Raw genomic sequence first — 12,415 nt, forward strand, 5'->3', positions numbered from 1 at the left:
GTTTTGCTATTCGTGAAGGTGGTCGTACTGTTGGTGCCGGTATCGTCTCTAAGATCATTGAATAAATAATGCTTGTTGAGTGCTTTGATTATTGAAGGCACTTTGTATAACAGGGAAATAAAGAGCATGAACAGTCAGAATATTCGCATTCGCTTGAAAGCGTTTGATCATAGAATTCTTGATACGTCGACGCGTGAGATTGTATCGACTGCTAAACGTACCGGTGCAAATGTCCGTGGTCCCATTCCGCTTCCGACGCGGATTGAGAAGTTTACGGTCAATCGTGGACCGCATATCGATAAGAAAAGTCGTGAGCAGTTTGAGATGCGAACACATAAGCGTCTTCTTGACATTGTTGATCCAACGCCGCAAACAGTGGATGCGCTTATGAAGCTCGATCTTTCTGCTGGTGTGGATGTAGAAATTAAGCTCTGAGGTTTGAGGACAGAAGGAACAGACCCGATGCGTTCAGGTGTAATAGCACAGAAGCTGGGCATGACCCGTATTTATAATGATGCTGGTGAGCATGTGCCGGTGACGGTACTTCGTTTGGAGAATTGTCAAGTCGTTGCTCAGCGTACAGTTGAAAAGAATGGTTATACTGCTGTTCAATTAGGTGTAGGCTTTGCTAAGGTTAAGAATACTTCACAAGCTCTTCGTGGACATTTTGCTAAGGCTTCTGTTGAGCCTAAAGCCAAAATAGCAGAGTTTCGTGTGAGTCCCGACAATCTTCTTGATGTTGGTACTGAGATTACAGTGGAACATTTTGTTCCAGGACAAAGAGTTGATGTGACTGGTACCAGTATTGGTAAGGGGTTTGCTGGTGTTATGAAACGACATAACTTTGGTGGGCATCGTGCTTCTCATGGTAATTCGATTACACATCGTGCTCATGGTTCTACAGGGCAGTGCCAAGATCCTGGTAAAGTTTTTAAAGGTAAAAAAATGGCTGGCCATATGGGGCAAGTGCGTGTAACAACACAGAATATTGAAGTTATTTCCACTGATAGTGAGCGTGGTTTAATTTTAGTGCGTGGTGCTGTTTCTGGTTCTAAAGGTTCTTGGATTTTGATACGGGATGCTGTGAAGAAGCGTCTTCCTGATAATGCTCCAAAGCCTGCTGGTATTCGCCGTCTTGTGAAAGAGAAAGCGGAAATGGTTACTCCGGTGACGGAAACCTCTGAGGTTGAGGGAGCCTAATAATGGATCTTGTAATTAAAACTCTTGATGGTAATGAAGCTGGCAAATTAAAGGTTTCTGAAGCTATTTTTGATCTTGTTCCGCGTGAGGATATTTTGCAACGTGTTGTTCGTTGGCAGCTTGCACGTCGTCAGCAGGGAAGTCATCAATCCCAAGGTCGTTCTGATGTGTCGCGAACAGGGGCAAAAATGTTTAAACAGAAAGGAACTGGGCGTGCTCGACATTCATCTGCACGTGCACCGCAGTTTAGAGGTGGGGGTAAGGCACATGGACCGGTGGTTCGCAGCCATGCGCATGATCTTCCTAAAAAAATTCGTGCTCTTGGGTTGCGTCTTGCTTTATCTGCAAAATTAAAAGCAAAAGATTTGATTATTGTGGATGAGTTGGCTGTTAAGGATGCTAAAACGAGGATGCTTGTTTCTCATTTTTCTAAGCTTGGATTTAATAACGCTCTCTTGATTGGTGGTAAAGAGATTGATATTAACTTTTTTCGTGCAGCCTCTAATATCCCGAATATTGACATTTTGCCTATTCAGGGAATTAATGTTTATGATATTTTGCGTCGCAGCAAACTTGTTTTATCAAAAGCAGCTGTTGAGGCTCTTGAGGAGCGTTTTAAATGACAGATCTTCGCCATTATGATATAATTATTAGTCCAGTTATTACTGAAAAGGCGACTATGATTTCTGAATATAATCAAGTTGCTTTTAATGTCGCGCCGAAAGCGACGAAGCCTGAGATTAAGGCTGCTGTTGAAGCGCTTTTTAGCGTAAAAGTTAAAGCAGTTAACACGATAGTCCGTAAGGGTAAAGTGAAGCGTTTCAAAGGTATAGTTGGTCGGCAGAGTGATGTCAAAAAAGCGATCGTAACTCTGGCCAGTGGTCAGACTATCGACGTTTCGACAGGTCTTTAAGAGGCTCGGAGATAGGAATAATGGCACTTAAGCAATTTAATCCAACTACACCTGGGCAGCGTCAGCTTGTTATTGTGGAACGTTCTTGTCTTTATAAGGGAAAACCTATAAAGATGTTAACTGAAGGTTTGTCTTCAAAGGGTGGGCGTAATAATCGCGGTCGTGTTACTGCTCGTTTTCAGGGTGGTGGACATAAACGTAGTTATCGGTTTGTCGACTTTAAGCGTCTTAAACGTGATGTTTCAGCAAAGGTTGAGCGTTTAGAATACGATCCTAATCGTACCGCTTTTATTGCTTTAATCCGCTATGAGGATGGGCAATTGAGTTATATTCTTGCGCCACAGCGTCTTGGTGTTGGTGATTCTGTTATGGCTGGTTTAAATGTGGATGTTAAACCAGGTAATGCTATGCCTCTTGGTAATATGCCTGTAGGCACAATTATTCATAATGTTGAGATGAAGCCAGGAAAAGGAGGGCAGATTGCACGTTCAGCAGGTGCTTATGCGCAGTTGGTTGGACGAGATCATGGTATGGCTATTCTTCGTTTAAATTCTGGTGAACAGCGTTTGGTTCCGAGTAGCTGTTTTGCAACTGTTGGCGCTGTTTCAAATCCTGATCATGGGAATATTAATGATGGTAAGGCGGGTCGGTCACGTTGGCGTGGTAAACGTCCACATGTTCGTGGTGTTGCTATGAACCCCGTTGATCATCCACACGGTGGTGGTGAAGGTCGTACATCGGGGGGGCGCCATCCAGTTTCTCCCTGGGGTAAACCTACGAAAGGTAAGCGTACGCGCTCCAATAAAGCCACTGATAAATTTATTATGCGTACGCGTCATCAACGCAAGAAATGAGAAAGGTAGTCTGAGGTGGTTCGTTCAGTGTGGAAAGGTCCGTTTGTTGACGGCTATCTTCTTGGTAAAGCAGAGAAGGTACGTGCAAGTGGGCGCAATGAAGTTATAAAAATATGGAGTCGTCGCTCTACTATTTTACCGCAATTTGTTGGTTTAACTTTTGGTGTTTACAACGGTAATAAGCATATTCCTGTTTCTGTTTCTGAAGAGATGGTTGGGCATAAGTTTGGTGAGTTCGCTCCTACCCGGACTTATTATGGTCATGGTGCCGATAAGAAAGCGAAGAGGAAGTAGGAATGGGAAAAGCTAAAGTTTCGCGCCAGCTTAAAGATAATGAAGCAAGAGCTGTCACGCGGACAATTCGTGTTAGTCCGCAGAAGCTTAATTTAGTTGCTGCAATGATTCGTGGTAAAAGAGTTAATGTAGCGCTCGCTGATTTGATGTTTTCACGCAAGCGTATTGCTGCTACTGTGAAAAAAACGCTTGAATCAGCAATTGCAAATGCAGAAAATAACCACGATCTTGATATTGATTCGCTTGTTGTGGCGGAAGCTTATGTTGGTAAGTCGATAGTGATGAAGCGCTTTCATGTTCGTGGTCGAGGGCGTGCTAGTAGAATTGAACGTCCATTTTCGCATCTTACTGTTATTGTTCGTGAAATTACCGAAAAAGTGGAGGCCGCGTAATGGGGCAGAAGATCAATCCAATAGGGCTTCGTCTTGGTGTTAATCGGACTTGGGACTCTCGTTGGTATGCTGATAGTGGTGAATATGGGCGCCTTCTTCATGAAGATTTGAAAATTCGTTCATATGTGCTTGAGGAGCTTAAACAGGCGGCTATTTCTAAGGTTGTTATTGAGCGTCCTCATAAAAAGTGTCGTATTACAATTCATTCTGCACGTCCTGGTTTGATTATTGGTAAAAAAGGTGCTGATATCGAAAAGCTTCGTCGTAAGCTCTCAGAAATGACGGATGCTGAAACTTCATTGAATATTGTGGAGATTCGTAAACCGGAGATTGATGCGACAATTATTGCGCAATCAATTGCTCAACAGTTAGAGCGTCGTGTTGCTTTTCGTCGTGCAATGAAGCGTGCTGTTCAGTCTGCTATGCGTCTTGGTGCGGAAGGTATTCGTATCAATTGTTCTGGCCGTCTTGGTGGTGCTGAAATTGCTCGTATGGAATGGTATCGTGAAGGTCGTGTTCCACTTCATACCTTGCGTTCTGATGTTGATTACGGTACAGCAGAAGCTAAGACCGCTTATGGTATTTGTGGTATTAAAGTTTGGGTCTTTAAGGGTGAGATTCTTGAGCATGATCCGATGGCTTCAGAACGTCGTGCTACGGAAGCTGATCAATCTGGTTCTTCATCGAATCGTCGCCGCGAAAATGCTTAGTTTTTGAGATTGAACTAAAATTTGGAGTAGAGAACAATGTTGCAGCCAAAGCGCACAAAGTTCCGTAAACAGTTCAAAGGCCGTATTCACGGTTTTGCGAAGGGTGGTACGGATTTGAATTTCGGTGCCTACGGTTTGAAGGCTGTTGAGCCGGAGCGGGTTACTGCTCGTCAAATTGAAGCGGCGCGTCGTGCGATTACACGTTATATGAAGCGTTCTGGTCGTGTGTGGATTCGCATTTTTCCAGATCTTCCGGTTACATCTAAACCGACTGAAGTTCGTATGGGTAAAGGTAAGGGAAGTGTTGATTATTGGGCTGCACGTGTTGCTCCTGGTCGCGTCATGTTTGAGCTTGATGGAGTTCCGGAGGATGTTGCACGTGAAGCACTAAGATTGGGTGCTGCAAAGTTGCCTATAAAAACGCGTTTCATCCAGCGTATTGCTGAATAATGAGGTTAAGCGATGAGAGCCACAGAATTACGGGCGCAAACGCTCGACCAAATGAAAGATGAATTGGCTAAGTTAAAGAAAGAGCAATTTAATTTGCGTTTTCAAAAAGCAACAGGTCAATTAGAAAAGACAGCGCGCGTTAGACAAGTTCGTCGTGATATTGCGCGTATTAAAACTTTTCTTCGTCAAAAGATAAGTGAAAGTAAGGTTTAAGGAAATAAGAGATGCCTAAACGCGTTTTGCAGGGTGTTGTTATTAGCGACAAAAGTGATAAGACTGTTGTTGTCAAAGTTGAACGCCGTTATTCTCATCCGCTTCTTAAGAAGACTGTTCGGCAGTCTAAAAATTATAAAGCGCATGACGAAAACAACCAATTCAAGATTGGGGATCAAGTTTCTATTCAAGAATCTAGACCAATTTCGAAAGATAAATGTTGGATTGTTGTAAAAGACAATGTAGCGTAAAGAGTTAAGCTTATTGTTTTAGAATTTAACAGTGTGGTTATCATTGATAAATTTGAAGACGATAACTTTATCGTTATTTGGCAGGCAAATCCGAGTGTGTAAAAGATACAATCGGATATATGTATTAAGAGAAGGTGGCCAGTCATGATTCAGATGCAAACAAACCTCGACGTTGCTGATAATTCTGGAGCGCGTCGTGTCATGTGCATCAAAGTGTTAGGCGGTTCAAAGCGGAAATATGCTTCGGTCGGTGACATTATTGTTGTTTCGGTTAAGGATGCAATTCCTCGTGGCCGTGTTAAAAAAGGTGATGTTATGAAAGCTGTTGTGGTTCGTACTGCTAAGGATATTCGTCGCGCAGATGGTAGTGTCATTCGTTTTGATAGTAATGCTGCGGTTTTAGTGGATAACAAAAAAGAGCCGATCGGTACTCGTATCTTTGGACCTGTTCCCCGTGAATTGCGTGGTAGGAATCATATGAAGATCATCTCGCTTGCTCCTGAAGTTCTGTAAGGAGTAAATGTTATGCAAAAGATTCGAAAAGGTGATAAAGTTGTTGTTTTGTCCGGTAAGGATAAAGGATGTAGTGGTGAAGTAATTAAGGTTAATCCAAAAGAGAATAAGGCTTTTGTTCGTGGGATTAATATGATTAAACGTCATCAACGTCAAACGCAGAAGCAAGAAGCTGGAATTATTTCTAAAGAAGCTCCGATTCATCTGTCTAATTTGGCGATTGCTGATCCTAAAGATGGTAAGCCTACACGTGTAGGCTTTCGTATGAATGCAGATGGTAATAAAGTTCGTTTTGCCAAGCGTTCGGGAGAGTTGATTAATGGCTGAGGAAAGACAAATACCGCGTATGAAAGCGCATTATTTTGAAGTGATTCGTAAAGTGCTTCAAGAGAAGTTTAATTACAGAAATGCGATGCAAATTCCGCGGATTGATAAAGTTGTAATAAATATGGGGATAGGTGAAGCAACTGCTGATTCGAAGAAGCCTTCCCTTGCCGCTGAGGATTTAGGGCTAATAACGGGTCAGAAGGCTGTTGTTACGCGTGCGCGTAATTCTATTGCGACCTTTAAGGTTCGTGAAGGAATGCCTCTTGGGGCTAAAGTTACATTACGTAAAGATCGTATGTTTGAGTTTTTAGATCGTCTTGTGACGATTGCTCTTCCGCGGGTTCGTGACTTTCGTGGTTTAAATCCAAAGAGTTTTGATGGTCGTGGCAATTTTGCTATGGGTATTAAAGAACACATTGTGTTTCCAGAAATCAACTATGATAAAGTTGATCAAATTTGGGGCATGGATATTATCGTTTGTACGACAGCAAAAACGGATGATGAAGCTCGTGAGTTATTGCGCGCTTTTAATTTTCCTTTTCGTTCGTAACGGCAAACGTAGTGAGGTGAAATTATGGCCAAAGTAAGTGCCGTTGAAAAAAATAAGCGTCGTGAGGTGATGGTAAAGCGCTATGCTGCCCGTCGTGCACGTTTGAAAGCAATAGTTATGGATCAGAAGGTTTCTCTTGAGGAACGTTTTAAAGCTTCTGTTCAGTTGGCAGAGTTGCCGCGTAATTCTTCGAAAGTTCGTATTCGTAATCGCTGTGAGGTTTCAGGTCGTCCGCGGGCTTATTATCGTAAATTAAAAATGTCGCGAATTGCGTTGCGTGAGCTTGGCTCTATTGGCTATATTCCTGGTATTGTAAAGTCTAGTTGGTAAGAGGAGATTATTTAATGTCTATGTCAGATCCTCTTGGTGATATGTTAACACGTATTCGTAATGCACTTGGTCGTAAAAAAGGTAAAGTAGTTACTCCAGATTCGAAGCTTCGTGCGCACGTTCTTGATGTTCTTCAGTCGGAGGGTTATATTCGCGGATATAATCGAATTGATTTAGGTGATGGGAAAGCGGAGATTGAAATCGAATTGAAGTATTTTGAAGGGCTGGCTGCTATTCGTGAGATTTCACGTGTATCAAAGCCAGGGCGTCGTGTGTATGTTTCTGCTAAGTCACTTCCTCAGGTGGCAAATGGCCTTGGTATTTCGATTTTATCGACTCCTAAAGGCGTCATGGCAGATCATGAGGCGCGTGAACAGAATGTTGGTGGAGAACTCCTTTGTCGTGTTTTCTAAGTTATGTCAAGAAAACGGAAGAAAAAGTAGGTTAGAACAATGTCTCGTATTGGAAAGAAACCCATTTCAATTCCTTCTGGAGTTACTGCTACTGTTGAAGGACAGCTGGTTAAGGCAAAAGGTCCAAAAGGTGAGCTGAGTTACGTCGTCAATGATGAAGTCTTAGTCAAACTTGAGGAGAATATCATATCAGTTATGCCGCGGGATCAGTCAAAAGATGCGCGTTCTAAATGGGGTATGTCGCGCTCAATGATTGAGAACATTTTTTGTGGTGTGAAAGATGGTTTTGAAAAGAGGTTGGAGATTAATGGGGTTGGTTATCGTGCTGCTTTGCAGGGTAAGGATGTTCAACTATCTCTGGGCTTTTCGCATGATGTGGTTTATAAAGTTCCGTCGGGTGTTACTGTGACTGTTCCTAAGCCAACGGAAATTGTTGTTTCTGGAATTGATAAACAGCAAGTTGGACAAGTTGCAGCGGAGATTCGTGAGTATCGTAAGCCTGAGCCTTATAAAGGTAAAGGTGTTAAGCATGCAGATGAACGTATCTTCCGTAAAGAAGGTAAAAAGAAATAAGGATTTTGTATTATGGTTTCATCTAAGGACATTATCCAACGTCGTGCAAGGCGCGTTCGTCGTAGAATTAAAATGGTTTCTCATGATCGTCCTCGCCTTAGTGTTTATCGTTCAAATCAGAACATTTATGCTCAAGTTATCGATGATTTGCGGGGATGTACACTTGTTTCAGCCTCTACTCTTGAAAGTGATTTGAAAAAATCGTTAAAGAGTGGTGCTGATAAAAAGGCGGCCTTTGCTGTTGGTAAGTTAATTGCTGAGCGTGCGAAGAAAGCGGGTGTTAATGAGGTGGTTTTTGATCGTGGAGCGTATGTGTACCATGGTCGCGTCAAAGCTTTAGCTGAAGCTGCTCGTGAAGGTGGTTTGAATTTCTAAAATTTCTTATTTATGAATGAGTAAGGAGAGTTTAGAGTATTTCGTTTAAGTTCTTCCAGTTTGATGAGGGACTTTGTTATCGTGCTTCCGGAAAAGAAAAAGGAATGAGGAATGGCACAAAAAGAACGTGGTGAGAGAGAAGAACGCGATAATGAATTTGTCGATAGGCTCGTTCATATCAATCGTGTTGCTAAAGTTGTAAAGGGTGGTCGGCGTTTTGGTTTTGCTGCTCTTGTTGTCGTTGGAGATCAAAAAGGGCGTGTGGGTTTTGGACATGGTAAAGCCCGTGAAGTTCCAGAAGCCGTTCGTAAAGCAACGGAATCTGCAAAGCGTGGGATGATTTATGTTCCACTTCGGTCTGGGCGTACATTGCATCATGATCTTGAAGGTCGTCACGGAGCTGGGCGTGTTTTGCTACGCTCGGCTTCTGCTGGTACTGGTATTATTGCTGGGGGGCCGATGCGTGCTATTTTTGAAGCTCTTGGTATGCAGGATGTCGTTGCAAAATCACTAGGATCGTCGAATCCTTATAACATGGTTCGTGCAACATTTGATGCATTGAAACATCAAATGCATCCTAGAGATATTGCTGCTCAACGTGGTATAAAGTATTCGACTTTGCAGGCGCGTCGTCGCCATTTAGTCGACCTAGAAGGGTAGTTTCTGAGATTATCAGAAAAGGAATTAGGAAATGGTTCAGAAAAAATCTCAGAGTAGTAAAACTGTGACGGTGGAACAAATTGGAAGCCCTATTCGAAACTCACAGATTCAGCGTGCAACCTTAAAGGGGCTTGGACTAAATAAAATGCGTCGTCGGCGCGTTTTAGATGATACACTTTGTGTGCGGGGTATGATTGCTCGGGTTCGGCATCTTGTTCGCGTTATAGATGAAGGTTAAGGGTTGCGGGAGTATTAGATATGAAACTCAATGAACTACGTGATTGCGAAGGCGCAACAAAAAATCGTAAGCGTGTTGGGCGTGGTATTGGTTCCGGTACGGGTAAGACTGGTGGTCGTGGTGTAAAAGGGCAAAAGTCACGTTCTGGTGTTTCCCTTAATGGTTTTGAAGGTGGGCAAATGCCCATCTATCGTCGTTTGCCAAAACGTGGATTTAGGAATTTCTTTGCTAAAACCTACAATGAAGTTTCACTAGGACGTATTCAGTTGGCAGTTGATGCAGGTAAGTTGAATATTGAAAAGCCTGTTGATATGGTTTCTTTGAAAGAGGCTGGTATTATTCGTCGTGAAAAAGATGGGGTTCGTCTTCTTTCTGATGGTGATTTGAAGGCTAAGATTACCTTTCATGTTTCTGGTGCTTCACAAGCTGCTTGTGTTAAGATTGAAAAAGTGGGTGGTCAGGTTATTCTTCCTGATATTGCTCGATAATTTTTTAATATGAATAGAGACCTAAAGAAGAATAATATCTGTTTTGTGGGATCTTTTGTGGAGAATTGTTTAAGTTCTGCATTTGTTTGTGTATGCATATATGAATTTTAGGATTATACTTCTGTGATTTGAAGAACTGAAGTGTAAAGTGGAGACGTTTTATGGCATCAGCAGCAGAGCAATTTGCTTCCAATATAAATTTCGGCACTTTTTCGCGTGCAACTGAATTAAAGAAACGCATCTGGTTTACTCTGTTGGCGCTTCTTGTATATCGTTTTGGCACTTACATCTCTCTTCCAGGTATCAATATCGATGCTTTGCGGCAAACATTTGAACATCACGCGTCGGGTGTATTAGGACTCTTTAATATGTTTGCTGGAGGTGCCGTTGGGCGTATGGCTATTTTTGCGCTGGGTATCATGCCTTATATATCGGCATCTATTATTGTGCAATTGTTAACATCTATTATTCCTTCTTTGGAAACTCTTAAAAAAGAAGGGGATTTAGGTCGTAAGATTATCAATCAATATACGCGTTATGTAACAGTCGTATTGGCAATTCTACAAGCTTTTGGTATTGCGGTTGCGCTTGAAAGCGGTATAGGGTCGGGGCTTCAAATTGTTTTAGAACCAGGTCTTATGTTTCGTATTTCTTCTGTTATTACGCTTGTTGGCGGAACGATGTTTCTTATGTGGCTTGGCGAGCAAATTACGTCACGTGGTATTGGTAATGGGGTTTCTCTTATCATTTTTACAGGGATTGTAGCCAACTTTCCTTCTACTTTTGCTCAGCTTTTGACAGCTCATAGTCAGGCTGATTTATCAACTTTTCTTTTAATAGGAATCGTTCTTATTGCTGTTTTGGTTATTGGGCTTATTGTTTTTATAGAGCGTGCGCAACGGCGAATTCTTATCCAATACCCGAAACGTCAGGTCGGTAATCAAATGTTTCAAGGAGATATGTCGCATCTTCCTTTAAAGTTGAATACTGCTGGTGTTATTCCACCTATTTTTGCTTCATCTTTATTATTATTACCTGCCACTATTAATAATTTTTCTGATAAAATGCCACAATGGGTTCAGGAGATTTCTTATGCTCTTGGTCATGGACAGCCACTTTATATGATTGTTTATGCATTTTTAATGGCGTTTTTTTGCTTTTTTTATACAGCTATTGTGTTTAATCCAAGTGATACTGCAGATCAGTTGAAAAAACATTCTGGTTTTATTCCAGGGATTCGTCCAGGTGAGCGTACAGCCGAATATATTGATTACGTTTTGACGCGTATTACTGTTGTGGGCGCTATTTATATTATCTTGGTTTGTTTGTTACCTGAATTTATGATATCTGCATTACAGGTTCCTTTTTATCTTGGGGGAACATCCTTGTTGATTGTTGTTACTGTTACACTTGATACGGTTGCTCAAATTCAGGGGCATCTTGTTGCCCACCAATATGAAGGGTTGATAAAAAAATCAAAACTTCGTGGAGGTAAAAGGAATCGATGAGAGTTATTCTTTTAGGTCCTCCTGGAGCGGGAAAAGGTACGCAAGCAAAAATGTTGACTGAGGAATATAACATTCCTCATTTATCAACAGGGGATATGTTGCGTGAGGTGATTGCCAAAGAAACGGAGATTGGTAAAAAAGCTAAAGCTATTATAAGTTCTGGTACTTTGGTACCTGATAGTATTGTTAATCAAATCGTATCAGATCGGATTGATGAAGCTGATTGTGTAAACGGTTTTGTTTTGGATGGATATCCGCGAACTGTGGGGCAAGCAGAAGCGTTGCAACAGATACTGGATTCAAAAAATATGCGGCTTAATGCTGTTATTGAATTGTGTGTTGATGAAGACGTGTTGATTGAACGTATGAAGAAGCGCGTTGAGGAAACAATAGCGATTGGTGGACAGGTTCGTTTAGATGACAATCCTGTTGCTTTTGCAAAAAGATTAGTAGAATATCGTGAAAAAACAGCTCCCTTATCAAAATTTTATTCAGAGAGGGGAATGTTGAAGGTTATTGATGGAATGATTGGTGTTGCTGAAGTGACACGTATGATTAGAGGGTTTCTTTCATGAGATTTTTTTTTAGAAATAAATGAAAAGAGTTGACTTTTGAGATGAAATCTATCAAAAGTGAATTTAATTTATTTTAGTGAAATAATAGGATTCGGAAGAATTTTTTTCTGAGTCTATTTTTTTCTGTAAGGTATATCAGGTATTTTATAACAATTTGTCAAAATAACTAAGGAGAGTAGGCGTGGCTCGTATTGCTGGCGTCAATATCCCGACAAATAAGCGTGTAATTATTGCGCTTCAATATATCCACGGGATTGGACCAAAATTTGCTCAAGAAATTATTGAAAGAGTTGGCATTCCTTTGGGGCGTCGTGTGCATGAGCTTTCAGATGCTGAGGTGCTGCAGATTCGTGAGGCAATAGATCAGGGGTATCAAGTTGAAGGTGATCTTCGTCGTGAGGTTGCTATGAATGTTAAGCGTTTGATGGATCTTGGTTGTTATCGAGGATTGCGTCATCGCCGGTCTTTGCCTGTCCGAGGACAGCGTACACATACGAATGCCCGTACACGTAAAGGTCCGGCTAAGGCAATCGCCGGTAAGAAGAAATAAGGGCCTTTGTGGAAGGTTTTTTATATATTCTTTTTCTT

Annotated in this window: 24 protein-coding genes and 1 pseudogene; all 25 read left to right on the forward strand. The window is 41.7% G+C overall.

From position 1 onward, the window contains the following. A pseudogene (locus tag ACFING_RS05165) lies at nucleotides 1–65 on the forward strand (elongation factor Tu); the annotation flags it as partial. Between the two features lie 61 nt (nucleotides 66–126). Continuing rightward, nucleotides 127–435, forward strand: a complete 309-nt coding sequence (gene rpsJ, locus ACFING_RS05170) for a 30S ribosomal protein S10 (RefSeq protein WP_005773267.1) — start codon at nucleotides 127–129, stop codon at nucleotides 433–435. A gap of 27 nt (nucleotides 436–462) precedes the next feature. Beyond that, nucleotides 463–1,200: a 50S ribosomal protein L3 gene (rplC, locus tag ACFING_RS05175; protein WP_273791404.1), complete on the forward strand. Its 738-nt coding sequence runs from the start codon at nucleotides 463–465 to the stop codon at nucleotides 1,198–1,200. 2 nt (nucleotides 1,201–1,202) lie between these two features. After that, entirely contained in the window at nucleotides 1,203–1,823 is a 621-nt protein-coding gene (gene rplD, locus ACFING_RS05180) for a 50S ribosomal protein L4 (protein ID WP_375630107.1), read from the forward strand. Next, nucleotides 1,820–2,113 (forward strand): 50S ribosomal protein L23, encoded by a 294-nt coding sequence (locus ACFING_RS05185; RefSeq protein WP_375606718.1) that lies wholly within the window; start codon nucleotides 1,820–1,822, stop codon nucleotides 2,111–2,113. The genes rplD and ACFING_RS05185 overlap by 4 nt, the downstream gene beginning before the upstream one ends. Before the next feature lie 20 nt (nucleotides 2,114–2,133). Further along, a complete protein-coding gene (rplB, locus tag ACFING_RS05190) occupies nucleotides 2,134–2,967 on the forward strand; it encodes a 50S ribosomal protein L2 (RefSeq protein WP_273791406.1) in 834 nt (277 codons plus the stop codon). Nucleotides 2,968–2,982: 15 nt separating this feature from the next. Beyond that, on the forward strand, nucleotides 2,983–3,261 hold the full coding sequence (gene rpsS, locus ACFING_RS05195) for a 30S ribosomal protein S19 (RefSeq protein ID WP_004855734.1): 279 nt from the start codon (nucleotides 2,983–2,985) through the stop codon (nucleotides 3,259–3,261). Nucleotides 3,262–3,263: 2 nt separating this feature from the next. Then, nucleotides 3,264–3,653, forward strand: a complete 390-nt coding sequence (gene rplV / locus ACFING_RS05200) for a 50S ribosomal protein L22 (RefSeq protein WP_375621437.1) — start codon at nucleotides 3,264–3,266, stop codon at nucleotides 3,651–3,653. After that, on the forward strand, nucleotides 3,653–4,363 hold the full coding sequence (gene rpsC, locus ACFING_RS05205; RefSeq protein WP_273791408.1) for a 30S ribosomal protein S3: 711 nt from the start codon (nucleotides 3,653–3,655) through the stop codon (nucleotides 4,361–4,363). The genes rplV and rpsC overlap by 1 nt, the downstream gene beginning before the upstream one ends. A gap of 36 nt (nucleotides 4,364–4,399) precedes the next feature. Beyond that, the gene (rplP, locus tag ACFING_RS05210) at nucleotides 4,400–4,813 is read left to right on the forward strand and encodes a 50S ribosomal protein L16 (RefSeq protein WP_375611475.1); all 414 of its coding nucleotides are present in this window, start codon (nucleotides 4,400–4,402) and stop codon (nucleotides 4,811–4,813) included. 12 nt (nucleotides 4,814–4,825) lie between these two features. Further along, a complete protein-coding gene (gene rpmC, locus ACFING_RS05215) occupies nucleotides 4,826–5,026 on the forward strand; it encodes a 50S ribosomal protein L29 (RefSeq protein ID WP_375606714.1) in 201 nt (66 codons plus the stop codon). A gap of 11 nt (nucleotides 5,027–5,037) precedes the next feature. Then, nucleotides 5,038–5,277, forward strand: a complete 240-nt coding sequence (rpsQ, locus tag ACFING_RS05220; RefSeq protein ID WP_012231991.1) for a 30S ribosomal protein S17 — start codon at nucleotides 5,038–5,040, stop codon at nucleotides 5,275–5,277. Nucleotides 5,278–5,421: 144 nt separating this feature from the next. Further along, a complete protein-coding gene (rplN, locus tag ACFING_RS05225; RefSeq protein ID WP_004855715.1) occupies nucleotides 5,422–5,790 on the forward strand; it encodes a 50S ribosomal protein L14 in 369 nt (122 codons plus the stop codon). 12 nt (nucleotides 5,791–5,802) lie between these two features. Then, entirely contained in the window at nucleotides 5,803–6,117 is a 315-nt protein-coding gene (gene rplX / locus ACFING_RS05230; protein WP_375611476.1) for a 50S ribosomal protein L24, read from the forward strand. After that, nucleotides 6,110–6,667: a 50S ribosomal protein L5 gene (rplE, locus tag ACFING_RS05235; protein WP_375611477.1), complete on the forward strand. Its 558-nt coding sequence runs from the start codon at nucleotides 6,110–6,112 to the stop codon at nucleotides 6,665–6,667. The genes rplX and rplE overlap by 8 nt, the downstream gene beginning before the upstream one ends. 24 nt (nucleotides 6,668–6,691) lie before the next feature. Next, the gene (gene rpsN, locus ACFING_RS05240; protein ID WP_273791412.1) at nucleotides 6,692–6,997 is read left to right on the forward strand and encodes a 30S ribosomal protein S14; all 306 of its coding nucleotides are present in this window, start codon (nucleotides 6,692–6,694) and stop codon (nucleotides 6,995–6,997) included. A gap of 14 nt (nucleotides 6,998–7,011) precedes the next feature. Beyond that, nucleotides 7,012–7,410, forward strand: a complete 399-nt coding sequence (gene rpsH, locus ACFING_RS05245) for a 30S ribosomal protein S8 (RefSeq protein ID WP_375611478.1) — start codon at nucleotides 7,012–7,014, stop codon at nucleotides 7,408–7,410. 39 nt (nucleotides 7,411–7,449) lie between these two features. After that, entirely contained in the window at nucleotides 7,450–7,983 is a 534-nt protein-coding gene (gene rplF, locus ACFING_RS05250) for a 50S ribosomal protein L6 (RefSeq protein ID WP_375621436.1), read from the forward strand. A gap of 12 nt (nucleotides 7,984–7,995) precedes the next feature. Continuing rightward, nucleotides 7,996–8,358 (forward strand): 50S ribosomal protein L18, encoded by a 363-nt coding sequence (gene rplR / locus ACFING_RS05255; RefSeq protein WP_273791414.1) that lies wholly within the window; start codon nucleotides 7,996–7,998, stop codon nucleotides 8,356–8,358. Nucleotides 8,359–8,469: 111 nt separating this feature from the next. Beyond that, complete coding sequence (gene rpsE / locus ACFING_RS05260) at nucleotides 8,470–9,018, forward strand: 30S ribosomal protein S5 (protein ID WP_015856574.1); 549 nt, start codon at nucleotides 8,470–8,472, stop codon at nucleotides 9,016–9,018. A gap of 31 nt (nucleotides 9,019–9,049) precedes the next feature. Further along, entirely contained in the window at nucleotides 9,050–9,256 is a 207-nt protein-coding gene (rpmD, locus tag ACFING_RS05265; RefSeq protein WP_375630108.1) for a 50S ribosomal protein L30, read from the forward strand. Between the two features lie 20 nt (nucleotides 9,257–9,276). After that, nucleotides 9,277–9,744 (forward strand): 50S ribosomal protein L15, encoded by a 468-nt coding sequence (gene rplO, locus ACFING_RS05270; RefSeq protein WP_375621435.1) that lies wholly within the window; start codon nucleotides 9,277–9,279, stop codon nucleotides 9,742–9,744. 161 nt (nucleotides 9,745–9,905) lie between these two features. After that, nucleotides 9,906–11,252 carry a preprotein translocase subunit SecY gene (gene secY / locus ACFING_RS05275; protein ID WP_375621434.1) on the forward strand — a complete coding sequence of 449 codons (1,347 nt, stop codon included), beginning with the start codon at nucleotides 9,906–9,908 and terminating at the stop codon, nucleotides 11,250–11,252. Next, a complete protein-coding gene (locus ACFING_RS05280) occupies nucleotides 11,249–11,827 on the forward strand; it encodes an adenylate kinase (protein ID WP_375630109.1) in 579 nt (192 codons plus the stop codon). Before secY ends, ACFING_RS05280 begins: the two co-directional genes overlap by 4 nt. Nucleotides 11,828–12,008: 181 nt before the next feature. Beyond that, nucleotides 12,009–12,377 carry a 30S ribosomal protein S13 gene (rpsM, locus tag ACFING_RS05285; protein WP_026500557.1) on the forward strand — a complete coding sequence of 123 codons (369 nt, stop codon included), beginning with the start codon at nucleotides 12,009–12,011 and terminating at the stop codon, nucleotides 12,375–12,377. Nucleotides 12,378–12,415 lie beyond the last annotated feature (38 nt).

It is taken from the genome of Bartonella sp. AP150HLJHH, from assembly GCF_042196385.1.
Lineage (GTDB): Bacteria > Pseudomonadota > Alphaproteobacteria > Rhizobiales > Rhizobiaceae > Bartonella.

Excerpts from the sequence above, each read along its gene's own strand:
- rpsJ (WP_005773267.1), top strand. The coding sequence starts at position 127 with ATGAACAGTCAGAATATTCGCATTCGCTTGAAAGCGTTTGATCATAGA.
- rplC (WP_273791404.1), top strand. The coding sequence starts at position 463 with ATGCGTTCAGGTGTAATAGCACAGAAGCTGGGCATGACCCGTATTTAT.
- rplD (WP_375630107.1), top strand. The coding sequence starts at position 1,203 with ATGGATCTTGTAATTAAAACTCTTGATGGTAATGAAGCTGGCAAATTA.
- ACFING_RS05185 (WP_375606718.1), top strand. The coding sequence starts at position 1,820 with ATGACAGATCTTCGCCATTATGATATAATTATTAGTCCAGTTATTACT.
- rplB (WP_273791406.1), top strand. The coding sequence starts at position 2,134 with ATGGCACTTAAGCAATTTAATCCAACTACACCTGGGCAGCGTCAGCTT.
- rplV (WP_375621437.1), top strand. The coding sequence starts at position 3,264 with ATGGGAAAAGCTAAAGTTTCGCGCCAGCTTAAAGATAATGAAGCAAGA.
- rpsC (WP_273791408.1), top strand. The coding sequence starts at position 3,653 with ATGGGGCAGAAGATCAATCCAATAGGGCTTCGTCTTGGTGTTAATCGG.
- rplP (WP_375611475.1), top strand. The coding sequence starts at position 4,400 with ATGTTGCAGCCAAAGCGCACAAAGTTCCGTAAACAGTTCAAAGGCCGT.
- rpmC (WP_375606714.1), top strand. The coding sequence starts at position 4,826 with ATGAGAGCCACAGAATTACGGGCGCAAACGCTCGACCAAATGAAAGAT.
- rpsQ (WP_012231991.1), top strand. The coding sequence starts at position 5,038 with ATGCCTAAACGCGTTTTGCAGGGTGTTGTTATTAGCGACAAAAGTGAT.
- rplN (WP_004855715.1), top strand. The coding sequence starts at position 5,422 with ATGATTCAGATGCAAACAAACCTCGACGTTGCTGATAATTCTGGAGCG.
- rplX (WP_375611476.1), top strand. The coding sequence starts at position 5,803 with ATGCAAAAGATTCGAAAAGGTGATAAAGTTGTTGTTTTGTCCGGTAAG.
- rplE (WP_375611477.1), top strand. The coding sequence starts at position 6,110 with ATGGCTGAGGAAAGACAAATACCGCGTATGAAAGCGCATTATTTTGAA.
- rpsN (WP_273791412.1), top strand. The coding sequence starts at position 6,692 with ATGGCCAAAGTAAGTGCCGTTGAAAAAAATAAGCGTCGTGAGGTGATG.
- rpsH (WP_375611478.1), top strand. The coding sequence starts at position 7,012 with ATGTCTATGTCAGATCCTCTTGGTGATATGTTAACACGTATTCGTAAT.
- rplF (WP_375621436.1), top strand. The coding sequence starts at position 7,450 with ATGTCTCGTATTGGAAAGAAACCCATTTCAATTCCTTCTGGAGTTACT.
- rplR (WP_273791414.1), top strand. The coding sequence starts at position 7,996 with ATGGTTTCATCTAAGGACATTATCCAACGTCGTGCAAGGCGCGTTCGT.
- rpsE (WP_015856574.1), top strand. The coding sequence starts at position 8,470 with ATGGCACAAAAAGAACGTGGTGAGAGAGAAGAACGCGATAATGAATTT.
- rpmD (WP_375630108.1), top strand. The coding sequence starts at position 9,050 with ATGGTTCAGAAAAAATCTCAGAGTAGTAAAACTGTGACGGTGGAACAA.
- rplO (WP_375621435.1), top strand. The coding sequence starts at position 9,277 with ATGAAACTCAATGAACTACGTGATTGCGAAGGCGCAACAAAAAATCGT.
- secY (WP_375621434.1), top strand. The coding sequence starts at position 9,906 with ATGGCATCAGCAGCAGAGCAATTTGCTTCCAATATAAATTTCGGCACT.
- ACFING_RS05280 (WP_375630109.1), top strand. The coding sequence starts at position 11,249 with ATGAGAGTTATTCTTTTAGGTCCTCCTGGAGCGGGAAAAGGTACGCAA.